Raw genomic sequence first — 21,918 nt, forward strand, 5'->3', positions numbered from 1 at the left:
ACGGCAAAGAAATCTAAAAAAGAAAGCGGTGGGCGTTTAGGGGCTCTTTTTGGAAAAAGAGCCCCTAAACGCCCACCGCTGCAAACTTCAGTTATACGTGAGCAGGTTTCCGGCGGAAGCCATACACCACCGCCCCTATCAGTCCGGCGAACAGCAACAGCGACGACACCAGCGCCACCGTGTTGCCCAGGCTGTATTCCTTCGGCTCAAACTTGAACTCAATGACGTGGTTACCGGCCGGCACGTTCATGCCCCGCAGAATGTAGTTGGCTCTGAAATGGTCTACCGGCTTTCCGTCCAGGTACGCTTGCCAGCCGTCTGCGTAGTAGATCTCTGAGAAGATGGCTACCACCGGTTGCGCGGCCACAGCCGTGTATTTGAGGTAGTTAGGCTGGTACTCAATCAGTTTGATGATGGAGCCGGTGGTGGTGTAGCCCTGCGGCTTCACGTTCGGGAATTTAGAGACGTCCACAATGGCTTCGTGCTTGGCATCAATGCCTTTGAGGGCGGCCAGTTCCTCGTCTGGCGAGTTCACGGCTCTGATCTCATCTACGTACCAGGCATTACCCAAGTACCCCGGAATCAGTTGCACAGGATTTTGCTCCTGCCCTGTGATGGCGTATTTGGCATTGAGCATGTTGAGCACCTGAATGTTGCCCTGCGCAATGTGCTGCTCAATCACGTCTTGGTAGCGGCGCAGTTTGGCCCCATGGTACCCGCCAATGGATTTGTGGAAGTACGAGGTGCGGGCATCATTGAACGGGTTAGGCACATTGTACACGCGGTAGCTCAGGTCTTTGTCTTGCAGAATAGCCAGGTCAGCGGGCGTAGGCTGGAAGTACGTGGCGCTGTAGTCTTTCTGGAAGTCGTCGTTGTTGAGGTAACGTTTGTCTACGGTCCAGAGGTCTACCAGAATAAGCAAGCCAATGATGCCCGTAGCCATGAAAGAAGTGAGTTTCTTCTTGGTGTAGAGGTACAGTGCCCCGGCCGCCAGCAGAATGAACACCAGAGAGCGGAAGGCATCGCCGCGCAGCATGGCCGCCCGGTCTTCCCTGATGGCCTGGATAGGATACTGGTACTGGGCCAGCTGCTCATCTACGGCACCTACGTAATCAAACGTGCCGCTCAAGACCACCAGCAGCAGGCAAACCCCACCGGTAGCGCCCAGGGCGATCAACAGTTTCTTCTGAAGGTTCTCAACAGGCTCGTTCTGGATGACCCGGCACAGGGCCAGAATGGCCAGCAGCACCATGGTTATCTGGGCAATCACCAGCGCCATGCTCACCGCCCTGAACTTGTTGTAGCCCGGGAAGTAGTCAAACATGAAGTAATTGAAGGCCTCAAAGTTCTTGCCCCAGCTCAGCATAAAGGACAGGATAGTGGCGCTCAAAAGCCAAACCCAGAGACGGCGCGGCGTTACCAGCAAGCCCAGCACAAACAGGAAGCAAATGATAGCCCCCATGTACACCGGACCTCCCACAAAGGATTGGTCGCCCCAGTAGAACGGCATGGTGGCGTTCTGCAACTGCGCCTCCGGCACTCCGCCCTGCACTAATTGTTTATAGGTTTCAGAGTCTTTCTCCAGTGGCCCCTGTGAGGCGCCGCCGTAGAAATTGGGCACCAAGAGGGTCATGGTTTCGCCCACGCCGTAGCTCCACTGGAAGGCATATTCCCGGTCAAGACCGGTTCCTACCTCAGCGGCGTCTTTGCCTTGGGTTAGTTCAGAAGCTCCCCTGATGGAATATTTTCCGTACTCAGCGGTGGTATAGATACGCCCGAAGCTCACACCGGCCGCCAGGGCGGCGCCAAGGGCCAGGATAAGGGTGCGCTTGAAAAAATCTGCTATGCGGCCTTCTTTGGCCCAGGCCACCAGCTCCACAATCCCGAAGATGAGCACAATGAGCAGCAGGTAATACGTGATCTGCAAGTGGTTCACCCGGATGTGCATGGTTAACCCGAAGGCGAACAGCGCCGCCCCTATCCAGAGGTTCTTTCTGTAGGCGTGCCACAGCCCGGCCAGCACCAGCGGCAGGTAGGCGATGGCCAGGGATTTGGTATTATGCCCGGCTTCCAGAATGGCGAAGTTGTAAGACACGAACGCATAGGCAACGGCTCCTACGGCGGCCAGCATCGGCCGCAGGCCGAACACCACAAACATGACATAGGCGCACACCAGCGTGATGAAGATATTGGAGGCTACCAGCGGCAACCCGGCGGTGAAGAGCGAGTGCACGTACTGGAACAGATCTCCGGAGAACTGCACGCTGATGAGGTAGGCGGGCATTCCGCTGAACATGGAGTTGGTCCAGAGGGCTTCCTGGCCGGTACGTTCCCTGAAATCGGCAATCTCCTTGGCTCCGCCCTGGAACTGCACCACGTCGTGCTGCATGAGGCTTTTGCCGTCAAAGAAGATGGGTGAGAAATAGGCTACTACCAGCAGCAGGAAAAACAGGAGCACCAGCAGGTGCGGCAACACTTGGCGGTTGAAGTCGAGTTTAGGTGAGGCCATGGGGTTTGATTGCAATAAAAAAGCCCGATGCGGCGGGCATCGGGCTTGAAAGATACTCAGTTTATTTCACTTCTTCATAATCTATGTACTCGCCGCCGGGGAAGTCTTTGCGCGGACGCTTCTCCTGGGGCACGTAGTCTACCTTTACCTTAGCGCCCCCGGAAGAAGTTTGGGCCCGGTGCTGCCGGGCCTGCTGGTATTGCTGCTGCTGATGCGGCTGTCCCTGGAAGGTGGCGTATTCCTGGGCCTTGCGCATCTGTTTCTGGACAAACGTTTTGAGGAGAAAGCGGATGATGTACGGCATTAAGAACCGCAACAGGAACATCACCGCCAGCATGATCAAAATAAATTTCACTAGGCGTTAGGGTTTGGTTTGAAATAAAAGTCGCCGCCCTGGTACTGGTCAATTTCTTGCGGGCTACAGGCAGATAACGTCTGTTTTTCGCTTAACGTGTACACACCATAGCCTAAACCGGTTAAAATCTCTACCACGGCGCGGCGGTTCTCTGAGCCGTTGAGCTCTGTCTGGATCAACGGTCTGTGGCGTTTTATAGTTTCCTGCAGGCGGGCAAACACCTGGTGCTCATAGCCTTCCACGTCGCATTTGATAAAGTCCAGCCGGTCCAGATGGGAGAACAGTTCATCGGGCACGCGCATTTCCACCTGATAGGTTTGGGCGTACTGCTCCTGCGCCGAGCTCGCGATTTTGGTCATGCCGTGGTGTACCAGCCCGTTGCGCACGGGCGTGCCCATCTCAATGGTGGTGTTCTCGCCGCCCAGGGCGTACGGCAACAGCGTGAGGTTGTCTACGCCGCTGGCCCGCACGTTGTCTTGCCAGATGCGCCCGAACAGCGGCACCGGCTCCACGGCCAGCACCTTGCCGTTCGGCCCGGCCAGCCTGGACAGGAACGTGGAATAATAGCCCAGATTGGCGCCGATGTCCAGACAAGTAGAACCCGGCCTGATGATTTTTTTCAGGAAGAACAGCTCTGGGTATTTTTCGCGGCCCCGGCCCGAGCCCACCATAATGATGTACATCCGGCTGACCAGCCTGAGATAGCCCTCAAACCCGAGCGCCTTGACCAATATTTTGCGGAGAAGTTTCACGCGGTAAAGTTCAGGAATCTGAAGAGAGAAAACAAAGGGATGCGTTTAGGGGCTGTTTTTAGAAAAAGAGCCCCTAAACGGGAGGCGCTTCCTGAAGTGGTGGCTATATAGTATATTGGGTAGCCAAGTACGTTTATCTGCCGGTACAGGTATGATAAACGTAGGTTTGGTGATAAATATAGGCCGGATAAAGGTAATTGATACGTTTATACTTTAGTTACGCGTAATTGAAAATAGATGAAATTAGATACTGAAATAAAAATTCTTAGCTGGTATCAGATAATTGGCGGAATCATCGGACTTGGAATGATGATTCAATACATATTACAAACCGAAGCTTTCAATGGTTATGCAGTTCTCCTCCTGTTCGTCATGCTAATACTATACTTATTCTCAGTTGCTAGCGGACTAATTTTGCTAAATAACCCTGCAGAAGGAATGCTACCCTCCAGAATTAATCAAATCATTCAATTAATTGGTTTCGCCGTTGCGGGCTATAGTTTTCAATATATTTCAGGATTAGGGGTGTCTATCGGTTTCGACATAACTGAAGGTATGCTGTTAAAACTAAATGCTGCCTTGTCCAGCTTTGAATATAACTGGAATACGGACCACGATGAAGCTTTCCTTGTTGTCAACATAGTGCCCTTAGTAGTGATGTATTTGCTAAATAAGATTGGAAACGAATTAGAGCAGGAAAATCCTTCTTTAGAGCTAACAAAATAGCACGTGTAAAAATAAAAACAACTTCGCGTAACAAGGTGCATATGCCATGCTTCGGCCGACGGCCTTGCACGCCTCATGCACTAGACGTTATACAATCATAATTCTAAAACGAATAACAAGTATAAATGAAATACATCAGCATCCTTTTTTTAATTATCCTCATATCTTCTTGTAAAAAAGACCCAATTGATCTATCTCCAAAATCACTGATAACAAGATATAATTGGTACCCTTATAAAATAACGACCACTTTTTACAGTGAGGATCTGAAAACCGTATATAGAGTTCAGTCTGCCGTGTTAGACTCTTGCTACCAAGCTGGGTATTATAAATTTTATTCTGACGGGAAAGTGGACAGGCATTTTCCTTGTAATATATCACCAAAGATGGTAACCGGAACTTGGCGCTTATCTTCAGATAGTATTATCTCTGTTTCTGTTGGATTTTTATCATCTGCAACATCAAAGTTGCTATCAATCAACAATGAAGAACTTGAGACTAACACAAAAATACCCTATCATATTTATTCATCTTCTGCCCCTCCTGAATTTGGAATCCAAAGTACTACTACAAATTTTAGACATAAATAACAATTACTACCATTGTGTAAGCATTGGTCAACGGTTTTGCTGTCGTTTAACCACATTTGCTAGACTTCATGGGAAACGACGCAGAAACATTAAACAGCAAATAGTAAAAATGAACTTCAGAACATTACACCTTATACTCTCAACTGCGATTTTGACAAGTGTCTCTGCACACGCTCAACAAACATCTAATCAGGTGCAGATTGTTGGTCAAATGAGAAATGTAATGTGGAAAGGGCAACTCCATGGGAACATACACTTGGACACCATTGCCAATAAGAAGAACTTATACGGATTAGGACCAGTTGAATATTTATCAGGAGAAGTCCTAATTATTGACGGCAAGTCTTACAGGTCCGAGGTTGTTTCTGACACGGCCATGAAAGTTGAAGAAACGTATGACTTGAAAGCTCCTTTTTTTGGTTATGCGAACATTGCCAGGTGGTCTGAACGAACTTTGCCTGCCAGTATCCAAACCCTTCAACAGCTTGAACAATACCTTGATAAAGAAACTAAAGATTCGCCGCGGCCCTTCATGTTCAAGCTCGCTGGGGTTGTTGAACAAGGGACAATCCATGTTGTAAATTTACCCAAAGGTTCAAAAGTGAGCTCACCAGGCGAAGCACATAAAGGGCAAGTGAATTACCAAGTAAAGAATAAACCATCAGAAATAATTGGCTTCTTCTCTACAGAACATAAGGCGATTTTCACGCACCATGACACCTACCTGCACATGCACTTAATAACTGCAGACCGACAAAAAATGGGGCATTTAGACGAAGTGTTGTTTAAGAAAGGCACGATGAAACTTTACTTGCCAATTAAGTGAATGAACAATGAAGGCATAACACGCGCTTTACATCAAGCAGGCTGACGTGCCTACCTTGGAGCTTTGCGCCTCTATTCAATTCAAGTGCCTACTGACTGCTGTAAGCTCCGTAACCCGCTCAAACGCAAAACCAAAACCGTTTTTAAAACACAAGGATGGGAGAAAGAATGCCTTTCCTGCCAATGATTTTCATTTTTAGCTGTAGCAGCAAACCATCTACAACTGCACAGGCAGAAGACATAGCCCAGATAAACAACGAGCCCAGAACCTCAGCAGAAGAAACATAATCAACCAAGAGGGAGCAAACAAAGAAAAATGGTCACCTTATGATTTTTATTGGACTAGGTGAACCAATGCCAGCCACACTTCCTTCTCCTTTTTCATCAAATATTTTCTGTAGTTGCCTTATCTTTAGCGTCCGGTTTCTTGTTGGCATTATTAGGTATGGCTTTTCTCAGGACAAAATCACTCTTTGTTAGCGGCATCACCGCCGTTTTTTGCGGTCTTCTCTTGCTGGGTTGCCAGAAAGCGGGGAAGAGGAAAAGCTTTTGGGGTGGCAAAGATGACACCAAGGAACCGGTAACGGTACCCGCGGCATTTACGGCCGATAGTGCCCGGCAGCTGGCCCTGAAGCTGGATTCAGTATTCAAGTATTTCCACAAACGGCGGGGCTTCAACGGCACAGTATTGGTAACCAAGTATGACCAGGTCATCTACAAAGGCGCCTTCGGCATGGCCGATTTCTATAAGCGGGATTCCCTTACCGTGGAAACGGCTTTCCAGTTGGCCTCGGTGTCTAAGCAGTTCACGGCCATGGCCATCATGATGCTGAAGGAAGACGGGGAGCTCACCTACGAGGACAGCGTGCAGCAATACATCCCAGATTTCCCGTACCACGGCATTACCATTAGGCAGTTGCTCACTCACCAGAGCGGCTTGTCTAATTACACCTATTTCAGCGATAAGCTTTGGCCAGACCGCCAGAAGAACCTCACCAACCAGGATGTCATCAACCTCATGGTGGCCCACCAGCCCAAGCCTTACTACCGGCCCAACACCCGGTTTGACTACAGCAACACTGGCTACAGCCTGCTGGCTTCCATTGTGGAGAAAGTAGCCGAGCAACCCTTCGCCGATTTCCTGCGGGAGCGCATTTTTGAGCCGCTGGAGATGACCCGCACCTTCACCTACAGCCCAGACGTAGCCACGCTCACCGGCAAAATTGCCACCGGCCACACCCGCTTCCGGCAGAAGCGCACCTCAGATTACTTAGACACCGTGCTGGGCGACAAAGGCATCTATTCTACCGTGGAAGACCTTTATAAATGGGACCAGGCGCTGTACACGCAGAAACTGGTGAGCAAAGAAACCTTGCAGGAAGCCTTTACCGGTTACCGGCCCGAGAAGAAGAAAGACGAAGACTACGGCTTTGGCTGGCGCATCAGGCCCATTGAAAACGGCGATACCATTGTGTACCACGGCGGGCTATGGCACGGCTTCTCCTCTTATATGCTCCGTCACCCCAAAGAGCACAGCGCCCTCATCGTGCTCAGCAACCTGCCCAACGGAAGTTTCAGCTACCTGCAGGAAATCAGGAAGTTATTGTATCCTGCTCACCCAGACAGTGCTGCCCATACCACAGGCCCTGGCATTGCCGCCAGAACCAAGCGGTAAAAAGCATCTCCTTTGCGTTTAGGGGCTCTTTTCCCAAAAAGAGCCCCTAAACGCAAAGGAGATGCTTTTTAGATTACCTTATCCCGATCACTGCTCCCGAGGAAACAAAACCACAGGGGAGGCTTTGTGTTGCCCAGGTGCTGAAAACCCTAATAGAACCTCTTGGTGAACACCTCCAACCCATTTGCTGCGTATAGCCTTTTCATTAGCACATTCAGCTACTAACCCTCTAGCACTATGAAAAAACAATGTTCCCTTTTCCGCCAGACCGTCCTCGCTTTCTCGCTTACGCTTTGCCTCTTGGTCAGCGCTTGCGGCTCAAAGCAAAATGTAGAGTCTGAACGCGAGAACCGCGATGAAGCCGCCAAAGCCAGTGCCGGCCCAGACTCTACCCAACAAGCCGGGGAAGCACAGTAATCTTCCACCAGCAGACAGGAGACGCCGCAAAGAATCTGATAGTGGGTTTTAAACGTGTGTTTTAGGCCCGATTTTGGAAAAACAGCCCCTAAACGCCTATTCCTGCACTGGCTTCTATATCTGCGCTGGGTTGCCTAATTTTGTGTTTCTTCTCTTAGAACATGATACAATCTTTTCAGCCGAGGGCTTTGCGGCGGAGTGTGCATATTGTCATGCTGCTGGCATTGGGCGTGGCCATGCTGCTCTATACCGTTTGCCGGGTTCTTTTCTATTTCTTCAACATCGGTTTTTTTGAAGAAACCTCTTTCTCAGATCTGCTGTACCTCATGTGGGGCGGCCTGCGCTTTGACCTGGTGGCGGTGCTGTACACCAACCTGCTGTTCATCGCGCTCATGCTGCTGCCGTTCAGGTTCCGGCACCACCCGGTTTACCGCAAGGTGGTGAAATGGGTGTTTCTGGTCTTCAACAGCATAGGCATCGCGCTAAACTGCGTAGATTTCATTTATTACAGGTTCACCCTGCGCCGCACCACCGGCAACGTGGTCAAAGAGTTCGGGAATGAGGACTGGGGCGGCTTTGTCTTCAGCTTTCTGGTGGATTTCTGGTACGTGGCCGTCATCTGGGTAGCCTTGGTGGCGCTTATGGCTTGGCTGTACAACCGCATAAAGCTGGAGAAAGCGCCGGTGTACAACCCCTGGTTTTATTATCCGTGGCACACGGTGCTGCTGGTGCTTACCGTAGGCCTGAGCATTGGGGCCATGCGCGGGGGCTTCCGGCACAGCACGCGGCCTATTACGCTCAGCAACGCCGGTGAGTACGTGGAGCGTCCGCAGGAAATGTACATCGTGCTTAACACGCCTTTCTCCGTCATCAGGACTATCAACAAGACCAGTTACCAGAAGGTGGATTATTTTCCGGAGCCGCAGGTGGCACAGCTGTACAGCCCCATTCATCAGCCCGCAGATTCGGCCCGGTTCCGGAAGAAGAACGTGGTGGTGATTATTCTGGAGAGCTTCGGGAAAGAGGCCGTGGGCGGTTATAACCGGCACCTGGAGAACGGCACCTACACCGGTTTCACGCCGTTCCTGGACTCGCTCATGCTCCACAGCAAGGTTTACTGGAATTCGTTTGCGAACGGCCGGAAATCTATTGACGCGCTGCCCAGCGTGCTCACCAGTATTCCCAGCATTCAGGAGCCGTTCGTGCTCACGCAGTACGTGAGCAACAACCTGCCCAGCCTGCCGCGCACACTGGGTCAGCAGGGCTACCACACTTCGTTCTTCCACGGCGCGCCCAACGGCTCCATGGGCTTTGACGCGTTCATGAACCTCATTGGCGTGCAGGAATATTACGGCATGACGGAGTACGGCAAGCCCGAAGACTTTGACGGCATGTGGGGCATCTGGGACGAGGAGTTCCTGCAGTTCATGGCCGGTAAGCTGAACATGTTCCGGGAGCCGTTCATGAGCGCGGTTTTTACCACCTCTTCGCACCACCCGTTCAAATTACCGGCCCGGTACCAGGGTAAATTCAAGAAAGGTCCCTATGAGATTTTTGAGACCATCGGGTACACCGACATGGCCCTGCGCAAATTCTTCCAGAAGGCGAGCCAGGCTCCGTGGTTCAAGAACACGCTCTTCGTGATCACCGCCGACCACTCCGCCACTTTTACCCATTACACCGAGTACCAGACCGCCTTGGGTAATTTTGCCGTGCCGCTGCTTTTCTACGCCCCCGGCGACAGCACCTTCAGGGGTGTGGAGCGGGAACGCGTGGTGCAGCAGCTGGACATCATGCCCACGGTGCTGGGTTATCTGGGGTATAACCAGCCGTACTTCTCCTTCGGGAAAAACATGCTCCAGCCTCAGGAAGGTAACTTCGCCATCAGTTACCAGGGCGGCTACCAATGGACCGAAGGCGACTATTTCCTGCAGTTTGACGGCACCAAGACGCTGGGCTTGTTCAACTACAAAGAAGACAAGTTCCTGAAGAAAAACCTCAAAGACACGCAGCCTCAGCTCAGGATAGCCATGGAAAACAAGCTCAAGGCGTTCATCCAGCAGTACAACAACCGCATGCTGGAGAACAGGCTACAGCCGTAAGAAGAAAGAATTGTTAATTGTAATCTTTTTTTGCGTTTTGGCCTACTTTCCAGTAAAACAGGCTAAAAACGCAGAGCTTCCTTAGCCTTACCTGCGGGAGCGGGCAACGCAGTGCCGACAGGCACGCAGGCGCTTAGCGGGAGCACGGATAGATGGTTCAAAACTGTAATGGCTGCCGTAGCTATGGAAGAAATAGCGGTTGCCAGGTGCGGAAACAATTGAAGCTTCACTGTCTGAGCGGCAGCGAGTTTGAGGCTTCTTGATTCTTTTGGTTAGGTTGAGCATCAAGGAGAAAAGTGACAAACGTTAATAGAAAGTAATTCAAGTAGAGGTTTGGTAAAGACAGAAATGGGAGCAAAAACCGTTTAGGTTGTTGCTTGTTAAGGATTACTTTTCCGTTTAGGGGCTGTTTTTTAGAAAACAGCCCCTAAACGTTTTTATGCTCCTCAAAAAGGACTGCCGGCCAGGCCGTTTTCCTTTGAAACAGTCTCTCGGGTTTACCCGCAGAAACCAGTAACATCCCGCACATCCGTACTTTGGTCCGTACCTTTGCATTCCCGTTTAGGGGCCGTTTTTCAAAAAAGAGCCTCTAAACGGAAATCTGTTCTGCCCGTTATTACTTCTTTCCCTCGGCCTGCCGGGAGACAGACCAGGGAAGCAAGAACCCCATTCCTAATTCTTAATTCCCAATTAAATGAAGCCTACTCTTTTTTATATTTCAGACGCCCTTTGCGGCTGGTGTTACGCCATGGGGCCGCAGATAGAGAAACTGCGCGCGGCCTACGCAGACAAGTTCCGGTTTGAAGTGCTCAGCGGCGGCATGATCACCGGCGAGCGTGTGGGGCCAATCGGGAACATGGCTAGTTTCATCAAGCAGGCCATGCCGCGTTTAAACGAGATCTCCGGCGTGACCATGGGTGAAGCCTATCTGAACGATGTCCTGGAGAAAGGCACCTACATCAGCAACTCAGTGCCCCCGGCCATTGCGTTCAGCATCTTGAAAGAAGCCCAACCAGAGGAGCAGGTAAAATACGCCAAGGCCATTCAGGACCTGCATTTCCAGGAGGGCAAAGACTTCAATCAAGTAGAAACGTATTTTCCCCTGGCCCAGGAAGCCGGCCTTACCCAGGAGGAGTTCCGGGCCATGTTCACAGACGAGAAATACCTCCAGTTGGCGCAGCAGGAATTTGCGCAGGTGCAGGCATGGGGTATTCAGGGTTTTCCGTCTATGGTGGCGCAGAACGGCGACCAACTGTACCTGGTTACCCGCGGGTACGCCAAGTTTGAAGACGTGGCCCCGGCGCTGGACCAGGTACTGGCGCAGTAACCGTGTACCGAAGCGGCGCGTACCTCCTAAACTTTCTGAAGAAAAACCCCGGGCTTTGCGTAAAGCAAGAGGAACCTTTTCCATTGCACTCTATGAAAAAAGAAACTCCGTTATCCCTGGCCCGCCTTGTTCAGAAATCTGGCGCTTTGGTGGCCGCCGTCAGTCTGCTGCTGCTGGGCGCCTGCGAAAGTAAAACCGCCCCAGACCAGCCTGCCGAAGAACGAGACCGCCACACCGACATCACCGAAGACGCCGACCCAGACAGCACCGTGGAATCGCCGGCCACCACCGGGTACGTGGCCCCCGCGGGCTCTCCTCTGGTATCATGACCTGGAACCGCCAACTACACGCTGCCCCTTTGCGCCGGTAATGCCGCGCAGGGAATTGCCAATCTTAGCTGAAGCGTGCGTTTAGGGGCTCTTTTTCAGAAATCGGCCCCTAAACGCACTTTCCTGAAAGAAACCGGCAGAAGAGGAAACAAAACACCTACAATAATTGTATATACAATAGTTATAACTAGATTTGCCACACCATTGGCTACCCCATGAGACTGGAAGACGAACTAAAGCAGAAATCTTTTAAGAGCCCCCACCACCGCATGATTGTGAACGTCATGTTTACGGGCAACTGGCTCCTGAAGGAACTGAGCTGCCAATTGAAGCCATTGGGGTTATCCTCGCAACAGAACAACGTGCTGGGCATTCTGCGCGGGCAGTACCCCAATCCCGCCACGTTGGGCCTCATTCAGGAACGCATGATGGACCGCGACTCCAACGCCACCCGCCTGGTAGACAAACTACTGGAGAAAGGCTTGGTTACGCGTTGCCAGTGCAGCGAAAACCGCCGCAAGGTAGACATCATCATCACGGAGAAAGGCCTGGAGCTGCTGAAAGAAACCGATAAGATCATTCAAGGCTTAGAAGAAAGATTCAAGCAGATTAACCCAGACGAAGCCGCTTTGATTGGCGAGCTCATGGACAAGATCAGAGACTGTCACTAATATTTTTTTACCTATATAGTTGTATATACAACTTATGTTTTAACAACAAAATAAACGATGAGCCAAATAGAAAACCAACCGCTGTTGCAGCCTTACCAGAAAGGCGCTTTACACCTGAACAACCGTTTAGTCATGGCCCCTATGACCCGCAGCCGGTCTAACAACCCAGAGAACGTACCTAATGAACTGAACGCTGAATACTACGCCCAGCGCGCCAGCGCCGGCCTCATCATCTCAGAAGGTACACCGGTAAGTCCGCAGGGCGTGGGCTACATCAACATCCCGGGTATTTACTCGGCTGCGCAGGTAGAAGGCTGGAAAACGGTAACCAGCGCCGTGCACAGCAAAGGCGGCAAAATCTACGCCCAGCTGTGGCACGTGGGTCGCATGTCGCACCCAGATTTCCACAACGGCGAGTTACCCGTGGCTCCCTCGGCTATCAACCCCAATGACCAGGCTTTCACGGCCGAAGGTTTCAAACCAACCGTCACGCCCAGAGCGCTGGAAGTTGAGGAGATCAAAGGTATTGTGGAGGATTTCAGAAACGCGGCGGCCAACGCCGTGAAAGCCGGTTTCGATGGCGTGGAAATCCACTCCTCCAACGGCTACCTGTTCCACCAGTTCTTCAACCGCTGCTCCAACCAACGCACCGATGCCTACGGCGGCACCATTGAGAACCGTGCCCGCCTGCTGTTTGAGGTACTGGACGCCGTAAAAGAAGTCATCGACCTAAGCCGCGTGGGCGTTCGCCTGAACCCGTCTATGCACGAGCAGTTCGGGATTACGGTAGACGAGGAAACCGCCCCTACGTTTGAGTACATCGTGAAGCGCCTGAACGACTACAATCTGGCGTATCTGCACCTCACGGAGGCTTCGCCTAAAGTGGCTGAGTTACCGTATGCCATCAAAGAAGTAGCCAAGCACTTCCGCCCGCTGTACAACGGCACGCTCATCATCAACGGCGGCTTCACGCAGGAAACCGGTAATAAAGTATTGGAAGACGGCCTTGCCGATTTAGTGGCTTACGGCCGACCGTTCATCGCCAACCCAGACCTGGTGGAGCGCTTCGCGGAGAATGCCGAACTGAACGCCCCGGACTACAACACGTTCTACAGCAACACCGGCGCCGTGGGCTACACAGATTATCCTACCCTGGCCCAAACCGTAGAAGCCAGATAAGTAACAGAAACCACACCACTGCATATATAGGAAAGGGCCGCACGCATTGTGTGGCCTTTTCCGTTTAGGGGCTCTTTTTCCAAAAATAGGCCCTAAACGGAACAAGCTCCAGACAGTTCTATGGCGCGGATTTACTTTCGTGCTTTGCATTTGCACTCACTGCTCAGAATGCGAAACCCACCCCTACCCCTCCGAGGAGGGGAGTTTCTCCAAGTAGAGTTTTCCTAATTGGCGATAATTCCCCTCCTCGGAGGGGTAGGGGTGGGTTATCTTGGCAACCGAAAAGCAGAAGCTTTCCTGTGCCGTTTGAAGCCACTTTTCCTCAAAACACCCCCAAACCAGCACCTCCACCAAACAGCTTAGCATCCAGTACTATTGTGCGGCAAATTCCTTAGCATAGAGTACCTTTGCACTCTGTTGACGTGTGAGGTCCTGATGAAAGCTGCTTCCCCCTCCTTTGCCATTCTGCATTTATTCGCTACCGGCTCCTATGGTTCCAAGCATGGGCTGCTGCAGGTGGGCGTGTTGTCGTTGCAGAAAGGAAACGCGGTGCTGAAGGAGTGGTTTGTGAACCCAGAGGTGGAGTTTGGCCGAAGCGTACAAAAGCAGTCTAAAATCAGTAAGGAGCAGGCGAAAAACGCCCCGGTTTGGCAAGAGCAGAAAACTGAGATTCAGGAATACCTGGCTTCTTTCACGCACGTGTTCTTCTTCCAGGAACGGCATGAGCAAATTTGGCTGCAGAGATACGTGCTGGCCGGAATGGCTGCCCCGCCTGCTTGCGCCGATCTGGCCCTGCTGTCTTCGTTTTTTCTGCCGCACCTGAACCTGATGGAGGTAGGTGATGTGGTGGCCTTGTCTACGACAGCCCAGAAGAAACCCGCTTCCCAACCCATGCACGTAGCTTTAGCGGCCCTGCACACCCAGCTTTTCAAACTGCTGGAGGTACTACTGCAGAAAATCCCCAGCACCCCGGAAGCCCAGGTCGGTGAACCAACCCTGTTCATGCAACTGCTGCGGCAAGTGCTGGATTTAGGAACCGTCTACATGGGCAGCGCGTGGCGGGCCCTCCTCAAAGCCGCCGAACACATTGAGACGCTGGAGCCCCTGGACTTGCACTGGCTCACACCGGCCGCCACCTCAGATGTACCGGTATTGCCGTTCCACCTGCGCACCCTGCTCAGTTCCTGGCTCCCCACCGTCACAGACTCGCCGGTGGTAAAACCCAGGGTAGACATTGCCCAGCCCTCTGACCAGCTCATCCATGATGCCCTGCACGCCTGGTACAAAAAACACGGCTTGCCTGAGCGCTACGCCCAGATGCAGTACGCCAAATTCTGCAACCAGGCTTTAACCGGCAAAGGCACCTTTGTGGCCGAGGCCGGGACGGGCACCGGTAAAACCATGGGCTACCTCATGGCCGCCGCCGAGCTGCTGCGCCTCAACCCCGGGCGCAAAGTGGTGGTGGCCACCGCTACCAAAAACCTCCAGGAGCAGGTCATGCAGGGCGAGATTCCGCGGTTGCGCTTCAAGGGCGGCTTGCACACCCATCTGCGACCTGCCATTGTCAAGGGCAAGAATAATTACCTGTGCCTCTCGGCGCTGCTGGACTTGTATGACGAGCTGGTGGTACAGGAGAAAGGCACCATTCGGGAAGGGCTGAGCTGGCTTTACCTGGTGCTGCGCGTGCACCAGACGCAGGGCGAAGTGGAAGAGATTCCGCAGAACATCAAGGCCATTCTGCCAGACACTTCCCGGCTCCTTGCTGAGGCCAATGCCCAGGAAGTATGCGTGCCTAAACTGTGCCTGGAGCCGGCCAAATGCACCTATGCCAAGCACATGGAACTGGCCTACGCCGCCGACATTATTGTGACCAACCACCACAAACTGCTGCAGCTTCCGCCCAAGCTCACCGACACCATCAAGCACTGCGTCATAGACGAGGCCGACCAGTTCCCCGACTTCGCGCGGAGCGCCCTGAGCATGAACTTCAGTCTGGGAGTAGTGGAAGCCCGTCTTTTGCGCCCCTTGCTGGGCAAAGACTACCGCAAAGGCTTCCTGGACATTGTGGCCGAAAAGGTGGCGCACCACGCAGACACTGAAACAGCCCAGTTGGTACTGGCTGAAATTGACTCCATTCACCGCGACTGCGCCACCATTAGAAGCAGCGGAGAGATGATTCAGGCGCTTCCTATTCAGGGCGAGCAGCGGTGGCAGGAGGAAATCTCTTTGCAGGAGAATGGCCGCTGGGTCAAAAGAGAATTCAGCGCTGATATTGAACAGGCCCTGCAGGAACTTCTTACGGCCATCCAGTTTGTGGCGGGTAAGATAGACCGCATCCTACGCCTCCTCAAAAAACCTGAGGACAAGACCTTCAGCCGCCTGGAAACCTACAAAGAAAAAGCCGCGGAGTTTGCCGACACGCTGCAGAAAATCACCAGTGACTTCCCGGCCCGCAAGTGGATTCATGTGCTGGAGAAAAACGCCCATAACTGGTCGGTGAGCAAGATGCCGTACTACCTGCAGGACGAGATGGAGAAACTGCAGAACGTCTACCCCAGCCTGCTGTTCACCTCGGCCACGCTGTACGTGGGCGGCAACACCCAATACTTCCGGAACCAGTTGGGGCGCGCTGAGCCCTTTGAGCAGGAGGTGCGTTACCTCTCACCGTTTAACTATGAGCAGCAGGAAAAAGTCCACGCCGTGGTGCCCGCGTTCATTCCCTGCTATGACCACAAAATGGCGCAAGCGCAGAAACAGGACTGGCTGCAAACTTCTATGGAAACGCTCCTGAAGTGCATTGTGGCCCTGAATGGCCGAACCCTGGTTCTGTTCACCAGCCGAAGAGACATGGAAGACGCCTACCGGTGGCTGCACCCGCGCCTGCCCGCCTATGACATTGAACTGCTCAAACAGGAAGGCACCAGTCTGTGGGAAATCAGGCGGTTTAGGCAAGAGGAGCACTCGGTGCTGCTGGGGCTGGACCGCATGTGGTCTGGCGTGGATTTCCCGGGCGTGACGCTCTCCCAGGTGATTGTTTTCCGGTTACCGAATCCATCACTGGGCAACCCCTTGGTGGCGCACCGCCGCGAGGTGGAGGGCGGCTTTTTCTGGAGCAAGTTCTATTATCCGGCCAGCCAACATAAACTTAGGCAGGGCTTTGGGCGGTTGGTACGGCGCGAGAAAGACAAAGGTGCGTTTGTGATTCTGGACTCCCGCATCTTCCACACCGCGCGCATGCAGCACCTCAAAGAAGAACTGCCCGTAGACATCACCCCTTTCCATGCCGGGGCAGAACTGGAGCACTGGTTCCTGAAAACGCTGCTGCCCAAATTAGAACTAGCCTCTGAGTGGGAACGTCGTGGGGTTAGTCTGTAGCTTATCCTGCCCTTTGCGTTTAGAGCCTCTTTTTCTGAAAAAGGCCCCTAAACGCCAAAGGTCTTCGCCCGTTTTTCTGCCTCACTTCTCCCTATGCTGCATTTAGCCAGTTCCGTCTGCTTTGTTTTCAGACTAACTGGAACTCTCTTTCCTTTTCTTGCTGTTCAGACCAAGCTTCCACACACAAGCTGGCTATCAATACTTTAAAACAAATAGTTTAATATTTTTATTGCTCAGAGCAGTTTATTGGTCAATTCTAAACTTTCTACTGTAACTTTGGGCAATTTATACATACCACTTTAACAATGCCCAAAGATCAATCCATTAAGTCAGTCTTGATCATCGGTTCTGGTCCTATTGTTATAGGACAAGCCTGTGAGTTTGACTACTCCGGCTCCCAAGCCGCCCGCTCCCTGCGTGAGGAGGGAATTGAGGTAACCCTCATCAACTCCAACCCCGCTACCATCATGACAGACTCCATCACCGCGGACAACGTGTATCTGAAGCCGCTGGAGAAAAAGTCTATCATAGAGATTCTGGAGAGGCATAGGATTGACGCGGTGCTGCCTACAATGGGCGGGCAGACCGCGCTGAACCTGGCCATTGACTGTGAGAAAGCAGGTATCTGGAAAAAATACGGCGTGAAAATCATTGGGGTAGACATTGCCGCCATTGAGACCACTGAAGACCGCGAGAAATTCCGTCTGTTAATGATTGAGTTGGGCGTGAATGTCTGCAAAGGCAACACGGCTACCTCGTTCCTGGAAGGCAAGGAAATTGCTCAGGAGATTGGGTTCCCGCTCGTGATCCGTCCGTCGTTCACCCTGGGTGGAACCGGCGGTGGCTTCGTGAATACCCCGGAAGAATTTGACGCAGCCCTTACCCGCGGTCTGCACGCCAGCCCTACCCATGAAGTACTGGTGGAGCAAAGCATCCTGGGTTGGAAAGAGTACGAACTGGAGCTGCTGCGTGACAACATAGGCAACGTGATCATCATCTGCTCCATTGAGAACTTTGACCCAATGGGTATCCATACCGGTGACTCTATCACGGTAGCCCCAGCCATGACCCTGCCCGACACCATCTACCAACAGATGCGTGATCTGGCCATTAAAATGATGAACGGCATTGGGCAGTTCGCCGGCGGCTGTAACGTGCAGTTCTCCGTGAACCCAGAAGATGATACCATCATCGCCATTGAGATCAACCCGCGCGTGAGCCGCTCTTCGGCGCTGGCTTCTAAAGCTACCGGGTACCCTATTGCCAAAGTAGCCGCCAAACTGGCCATTGGCTATAACCTGGATGAACTAAAAAACTCCATCACCAAAACCACCTCGGCGTTCTTTGAGCCCGCGCTGGACTACGTGATTGTGAAAATACCGCGCTGGAACTTTGACAAGTTCAAAGGTGCCAACAAGAAACTGGGCTTGCAGATGAAATCTGTGGGCGAGGTGATGGGCATTGGCCGTACCTTCCAGGAGGCCTTGCAGAAGGCTTGCCAAAGCCTGGAGATCAAGCGCAACGGCTTGGGCGCCGATGGCAAAGAAAAGACCAACTATGACCAGCTCATGGACAGCCTGGCCAACCCAAGCTGGGACAGACTCTTCACCATCAAAGACGCCATGAAATTCGGCGTGGCCACCAGCACCATCCAGAAAGTGACCAAGATTGACCCTTGGTTCCTGCAGCAGATTGAAGAACTGGAGCTCACTGAGCGCGAGGTCCTGAAATACACCATAGACAATATTCCGGCCGACCTGATGCGCAGCGCCAAAGTGAAAGGCTTCGCCGATAGACAGCTGGCGTACCTGCTGCGTTGCAAGGAAAGCGAAGTGCACGAGAAGCGTACCAGCATGGGCATCAAGCGCGTGTTCAAAATGGTAGACACTTGCGCCGGTGAATTTGAGGCTGTAACGCCTTACTACTACAGCACCTTTGACGGCGAGAACGAAAGCATTGTCACCGACCGCAAAAAGGTGGTGGTTCTGGGTTCCGGTCCTAACCGCATTGGGCAGGGCATTGAGTTTGACTACTCTTGTGTGCACGGCGTGTTGGCGGCCAGCGAGTGTGGTTATGAGACTATCATGATCAACTGTAACCCTGAGACCGTTTCTACAGACTCTGACATTTCTGACAAGCTGTACTTTGAGCCGGTGTTCTGGGAGCACATCTATGACATCATTCTGCACGAAAAACCAGAAGGTGTAATCGTACAGCTGGGCGGACAGACTGCCTTGAAGCTGGCCGAGAAACTCACCCGCTACGGCATCAAGATCATGGGTACTACCTATGAGAGCCTTGACCTGGCCGAAGACCGCGGTGCGTTCTCTACCCTGCTCAAAGAAAATGGCATTCCGTACCCGCCGTTCGCGAGCGTGACCTCTGCCGAGGAAGCCCTGGAAGTTTGCAAAGACCTCAAATTCCCGCTGCTGGTGCGTCCATCTTACGTATTGGGTGGCCAGAACATGAAGATTGTGATCAACGAGAAGGAGCTGGAAGCGCAGGTGCTGGACATCCTGAAAGACAGCCCGGGCAACCACGTACTCCTGGATCACTTCCTGGACCGCGCCATTGAGGCCGAGGCCGATGCCATCTGTGACGGCGAGAACGTACACATCATTGGCATCATGGAGCACATTGAGCCAGCGGGTATCCACTCCGGTGACTCCTACGCCGTATTGCCTCCGTTTGACCTGAGCGAGAACGTGATGAACCAGATTGAGGAGTACACCAAGAAAATTGCCTTGGCGTTGAACACCGTGGGCCTCATCAACATCCAGTTCGCCATCAAGAACGAGATTGTGTACATCATTGAAGCCAACCCGCGCGCCAGCCGCACCGTGCCTTTCATTGCCAAAGCCTACCAGGAGCCGTATGTGAACTACGCTGCCAAAGTGATGCTGGGCGAGAAGAAAGTGACTGACTTCACCTTCAACCCGGTGAAAAAAGGCTACGCGATCAAAGTTCCGGTTTTCTCCCACAGCAAGTTCCCTGAGGTGAACAAAGAACTGGGGCCAGAAATGAAGTCAACCGGTGAGGCCATTTACTTCATTGATGACCTGGAAGACGAGTACTTCACCAAAGTATACGGCGAGCGTAACCTGTACCTGAGCATGTAGTGTTGGCGTAGTACGATGTGCGTATCACGTAGCGCGATGATTTATGATTTATAAAGAGGCGGTTCCTTTATGGGAACTGCCTCTTTCCGTTTTTGGGCTGCTTTTGGAAAAACAGCCCAAAAACGGAAAACGTCCTGCCGCAAGTTTGAGTGCAGCTTAAACTTGCGGCAGGACGTTTTCTGGCGCGAGCTTGCAGCTCGTGTCCGGGCGTTGCCGATAAAATTTTCGGCTTAGGAATTTTTGCTTCAGAAATGCGTGGCCACGAGCTGCAAGCTCGCGCCAGCGGATGATTATCTTCCCGTGGTTCCCGGCGAGTCTGGAGACTCGCAGCACTCTTTGTCACGAGTCTTTAGACTCGCGCCAGCGTAAAAAAGCAAATTCCGTTTTCGGGTTGTTTTCAAGAAAACAACCCGAAAACGGAATCTCATATCTTGCTACGTGATACCTGCTACTTGATACCCTTTAAAACCGCTGTATTTGCCCGGCTTTCAATCTAGCCAGATACTCTTTCGTGGCCGCCATCACCCTAGGCGACAGCAACAATGCGCACGTCATGGTAGGAACGGCCATAAATGCAAAGGCGGTATCCACCAGGTTGATCACTGAGGTAATGGTGACAATGGCCCCAATAATGATGGTGAGGATATAGAAGTAGTCATACAGGCGGCGGTACTTGAACCCGAACAGGTAGGTGAAGCACTTGGAGCCGTAGTAGCAGTAAGAGAACAGAGAGGTAAACGCGAAGATGAACACGCAGACCACCAGCAGGTATTTGCCCACCTGGGGCATGGCTTCGCCAAAAGCCGCCGCCGTCATGGAAACTCCGTTGCCGGAATTCGTTTCCCAAACGCCCGTCACCAGAATGGCCAGCCCCGTCATGGTGCAGACCACAATGGTGTCAATGAACGGTTCCCACATAGCCACCAAGCCTTCGCGTACCGGCTCATTGTTCTGCGATTCGCCGTGCATCATGGCGGCAGTGCCAATGCCGGCCTCATTGGAGAATGACGCGCGGCGGGCACCCATGATGATTACCTGCATCACGGCTCCGCCCATCATGGCATTGCCAGTAAACGCATCTTCAAAAATAAGGGAGAACATGCCGGGCACAGCCGAGATATTGGAGAAGATGATGTACAGCACCGAGCCCGTGTAGAGCACCACCATGAACGGCACCAGTTTGGAAGCCACCGCCGCAATGCGTTTGAGGCCGCCAAACAAAATGATAGACACCAGCAGCGCCATGGCCATGCCCATGATGAGGTTAGACACAAACGTATCTTCCCCTACCACGCCGCTGGGCTTGAGCACCACATCGGTGATGATCTGGGTAAGTTGATTGGCCTGAAAGAGCGGCAGGGTCCCAAACAAACCGGCAAAAGCGAACAAGATGGACAAAGGCTTCCATTTCTTGCCCAACCCCTGTGTAACCATGTACATGGGTCCGCCTTCCACGGCACCCAATTCATTCTTGCCGCGGTACATGATGGAAAGGGTACAGGTAAAAAATTTGGTGGCCATGCCCACAAATGCGCTCACCCACATCCAGAACAGCACGCCGGGTCCGCCCATGGCAATGCCCACGGCCACCCCACTGATGTTGCCCATGCCAATGGTAGAAGCCAGGGCGCTGGCCATGGCCTGAAACGGCGTGATTTGCCCGGCTGCGTTAGGATCCTGGTACTTGCCCTGCAAGATACGGATAGAATGACCCATCATCCGGAACGGGATAAGACGGCAGTACAGCATCAGGAATAAGCCACCGCCCATCAATAAAATCAGCAAGGGCATTCCCCAAGCCAGACTACTGGCCTCCGCCAGAAAAGCATCTATTTTTTCCACTAAATCTGTTTATTAGTAAAAGAGCCTGCAAACTTACGGCAGGATTTCGGCAAAACCGCCAAATCTCTATAGAGTAATAGGAGAAAGCAAAAACAAGTTTTTCTCCTAAGGCATCATTGGAGACG

General features: G+C 52.4%; 16 protein-coding genes. 12 read left to right on the forward strand and 4 right to left on the reverse strand.

What is annotated here, in order from left to right:
- Window positions 1-91: 91 nt before the first annotated feature.
- From EFA69_RS12235 to EFA69_RS12245, 3 genes are all read right to left on the reverse strand, one after another.
- Window positions 92-2,509 carry a YfhO family protein gene (locus tag EFA69_RS12235; RefSeq protein ID WP_123133333.1) on the reverse strand — a complete coding sequence of 806 codons (2,418 nt, stop codon included), beginning with the start codon at window positions 2,507-2,509 and terminating at the stop codon, window positions 92-94.
- A gap of 61 nt (window positions 2,510-2,570) precedes the next feature.
- Window positions 2,571-2,864 (reverse strand): DUF4834 family protein, encoded by a 294-nt coding sequence (locus tag EFA69_RS12240; RefSeq protein WP_123133334.1) that lies wholly within the window; start codon window positions 2,862-2,864, stop codon window positions 2,571-2,573.
- A complete protein-coding gene (locus EFA69_RS12245; RefSeq protein ID WP_148041342.1) occupies window positions 2,864-3,616 on the reverse strand; it encodes an FkbM family methyltransferase in 753 nt (250 codons plus the stop codon). Before EFA69_RS12245 ends, EFA69_RS12240 begins: the two co-directional genes overlap by 1 nt.
- Window positions 3,617-3,853: 237 nt before the next feature.
- On the opposite strand from EFA69_RS12245, the gene EFA69_RS12250 reads away from it, so the two are divergent.
- The 12 genes from EFA69_RS12250 (at window position 3,854) to carB (ending at window position 19,951) form a co-directional block, all read left to right on the forward strand.
- Window positions 3,854-4,342 (forward strand): hypothetical protein, encoded by a 489-nt coding sequence (locus tag EFA69_RS12250; protein ID WP_123133336.1) that lies wholly within the window; start codon window positions 3,854-3,856, stop codon window positions 4,340-4,342.
- A 125-nt stretch (window positions 4,343-4,467) separates the two neighbouring features.
- Complete coding sequence (locus EFA69_RS20130; protein WP_148041343.1) at window positions 4,468-4,932, forward strand: hypothetical protein; 465 nt, start codon at window positions 4,468-4,470, stop codon at window positions 4,930-4,932.
- A 211-nt stretch (window positions 4,933-5,143) separates the two neighbouring features.
- Entirely contained in the window at window positions 5,144-5,758 is a 615-nt protein-coding gene (locus EFA69_RS12255; RefSeq protein ID WP_394342826.1) for an acetolactate decarboxylase, read from the forward strand.
- A gap of 444 nt (window positions 5,759-6,202) precedes the next feature.
- Window positions 6,203-7,432, forward strand: a complete 1,230-nt coding sequence (locus EFA69_RS12260) for a serine hydrolase domain-containing protein (RefSeq protein WP_123133337.1) — start codon at window positions 6,203-6,205, stop codon at window positions 7,430-7,432.
- A 237-nt stretch (window positions 7,433-7,669) separates the two neighbouring features.
- A complete protein-coding gene (locus tag EFA69_RS20135; RefSeq protein ID WP_148041344.1) occupies window positions 7,670-7,849 on the forward strand; it encodes a hypothetical protein in 180 nt (59 codons plus the stop codon).
- Window positions 7,850-8,010: 161 nt separating this feature from the next.
- Window positions 8,011-9,951, forward strand: a complete 1,941-nt coding sequence (locus EFA69_RS12265) for an LTA synthase family protein (RefSeq protein ID WP_123133338.1) — start codon at window positions 8,011-8,013, stop codon at window positions 9,949-9,951.
- Window positions 9,952-10,645: 694 nt separating this feature from the next.
- The gene (locus tag EFA69_RS12270; RefSeq protein ID WP_123133339.1) at window positions 10,646-11,278 is read left to right on the forward strand and encodes a DsbA family protein; all 633 of its coding nucleotides are present in this window, start codon (window positions 10,646-10,648) and stop codon (window positions 11,276-11,278) included.
- 92 nt (window positions 11,279-11,370) lie between these two features.
- Window positions 11,371-11,607: a hypothetical protein gene (locus EFA69_RS12275; protein WP_148041345.1), complete on the forward strand. Its 237-nt coding sequence runs from the start codon at window positions 11,371-11,373 to the stop codon at window positions 11,605-11,607.
- Window positions 11,608-11,822: 215 nt separating this feature from the next.
- Window positions 11,823-12,278 carry a MarR family winged helix-turn-helix transcriptional regulator gene (locus tag EFA69_RS12280; RefSeq protein ID WP_123133341.1) on the forward strand — a complete coding sequence of 152 codons (456 nt, stop codon included), beginning with the start codon at window positions 11,823-11,825 and terminating at the stop codon, window positions 12,276-12,278.
- Window positions 12,279-12,335: 57 nt separating this feature from the next.
- Window positions 12,336-13,457, forward strand: coding sequence for an alkene reductase (locus EFA69_RS12285; protein ID WP_221175718.1), 1,122 nt, complete (start codon window positions 12,336-12,338; stop codon window positions 13,455-13,457).
- Window positions 13,458-13,892: 435 nt separating this feature from the next.
- Window positions 13,893-16,832 carry an ATP-dependent DNA helicase gene (locus tag EFA69_RS12290; protein WP_148041346.1) on the forward strand — a complete coding sequence of 980 codons (2,940 nt, stop codon included), beginning with the start codon at window positions 13,893-13,895 and terminating at the stop codon, window positions 16,830-16,832.
- Window positions 16,833-17,137: 305 nt separating this feature from the next.
- Complete coding sequence (gene carB, locus EFA69_RS12295; RefSeq protein WP_123133343.1) at window positions 17,138-19,951, forward strand: carbamoyl-phosphate synthase large subunit; 2,814 nt, start codon at window positions 17,138-17,140, stop codon at window positions 19,949-19,951.
- Window positions 19,952-20,413: 462 nt separating this feature from the next.
- On the opposite strand, the gene EFA69_RS12300 is transcribed toward carB, so the two are convergent.
- On the reverse strand, window positions 20,414-21,793 hold the full coding sequence (locus tag EFA69_RS12300) for an alanine/glycine:cation symporter family protein (RefSeq protein ID WP_317125631.1): 1,380 nt from the start codon (window positions 21,791-21,793) through the stop codon (window positions 20,414-20,416).
- Window positions 21,794-21,918: the final 125 nt, after the last annotated feature.

Origin of the sequence: Rufibacter immobilis, from assembly GCF_003721565.1 — a bacterium.
GTDB classification, from domain to species: Bacteria; Bacteroidota; Bacteroidia; order Cytophagales; family Hymenobacteraceae; genus Nibribacter; species Nibribacter immobilis.

Bases quoted from the DNA above. Each gene is read 5' to 3' on its own strand.
- EFA69_RS12235 (WP_123133333.1), bottom strand. From the start codon at position 2,509: ATGGCCTCACCTAAACTCGACTTCAACCGCCAAGTGTTGCCGCACCTG.
- EFA69_RS12250 (WP_123133336.1), top strand. From the start codon at position 3,854: ATGAAATTAGATACTGAAATAAAAATTCTTAGCTGGTATCAGATAATT.
- EFA69_RS20130 (WP_148041343.1), top strand. From the start codon at position 4,468: ATGAAATACATCAGCATCCTTTTTTTAATTATCCTCATATCTTCTTGT.
- EFA69_RS12255 (WP_394342826.1), top strand. From the start codon at position 5,144: ATGAGAAATGTAATGTGGAAAGGGCAACTCCATGGGAACATACACTTG.
- EFA69_RS12260 (WP_123133337.1), top strand. From the start codon at position 6,203: ATGGCTTTTCTCAGGACAAAATCACTCTTTGTTAGCGGCATCACCGCC.
- EFA69_RS20135 (WP_148041344.1), top strand. From the start codon at position 7,670: ATGAAAAAACAATGTTCCCTTTTCCGCCAGACCGTCCTCGCTTTCTCG.
- EFA69_RS12265 (WP_123133338.1), top strand. From the start codon at position 8,011: ATGATACAATCTTTTCAGCCGAGGGCTTTGCGGCGGAGTGTGCATATT.
- EFA69_RS12270 (WP_123133339.1), top strand. From the start codon at position 10,646: ATGAAGCCTACTCTTTTTTATATTTCAGACGCCCTTTGCGGCTGGTGT.
- EFA69_RS12275 (WP_148041345.1), top strand. From the start codon at position 11,371: ATGAAAAAAGAAACTCCGTTATCCCTGGCCCGCCTTGTTCAGAAATCT.
- EFA69_RS12280 (WP_123133341.1), top strand. From the start codon at position 11,823: ATGAGACTGGAAGACGAACTAAAGCAGAAATCTTTTAAGAGCCCCCAC.
- EFA69_RS12285 (WP_221175718.1), top strand. From the start codon at position 12,336: ATGAGCCAAATAGAAAACCAACCGCTGTTGCAGCCTTACCAGAAAGGC.
- EFA69_RS12290 (WP_148041346.1), top strand. From the start codon at position 13,893: ATGAAAGCTGCTTCCCCCTCCTTTGCCATTCTGCATTTATTCGCTACC.
- carB (WP_123133343.1), top strand. From the start codon at position 17,138: ATGCCCAAAGATCAATCCATTAAGTCAGTCTTGATCATCGGTTCTGGT.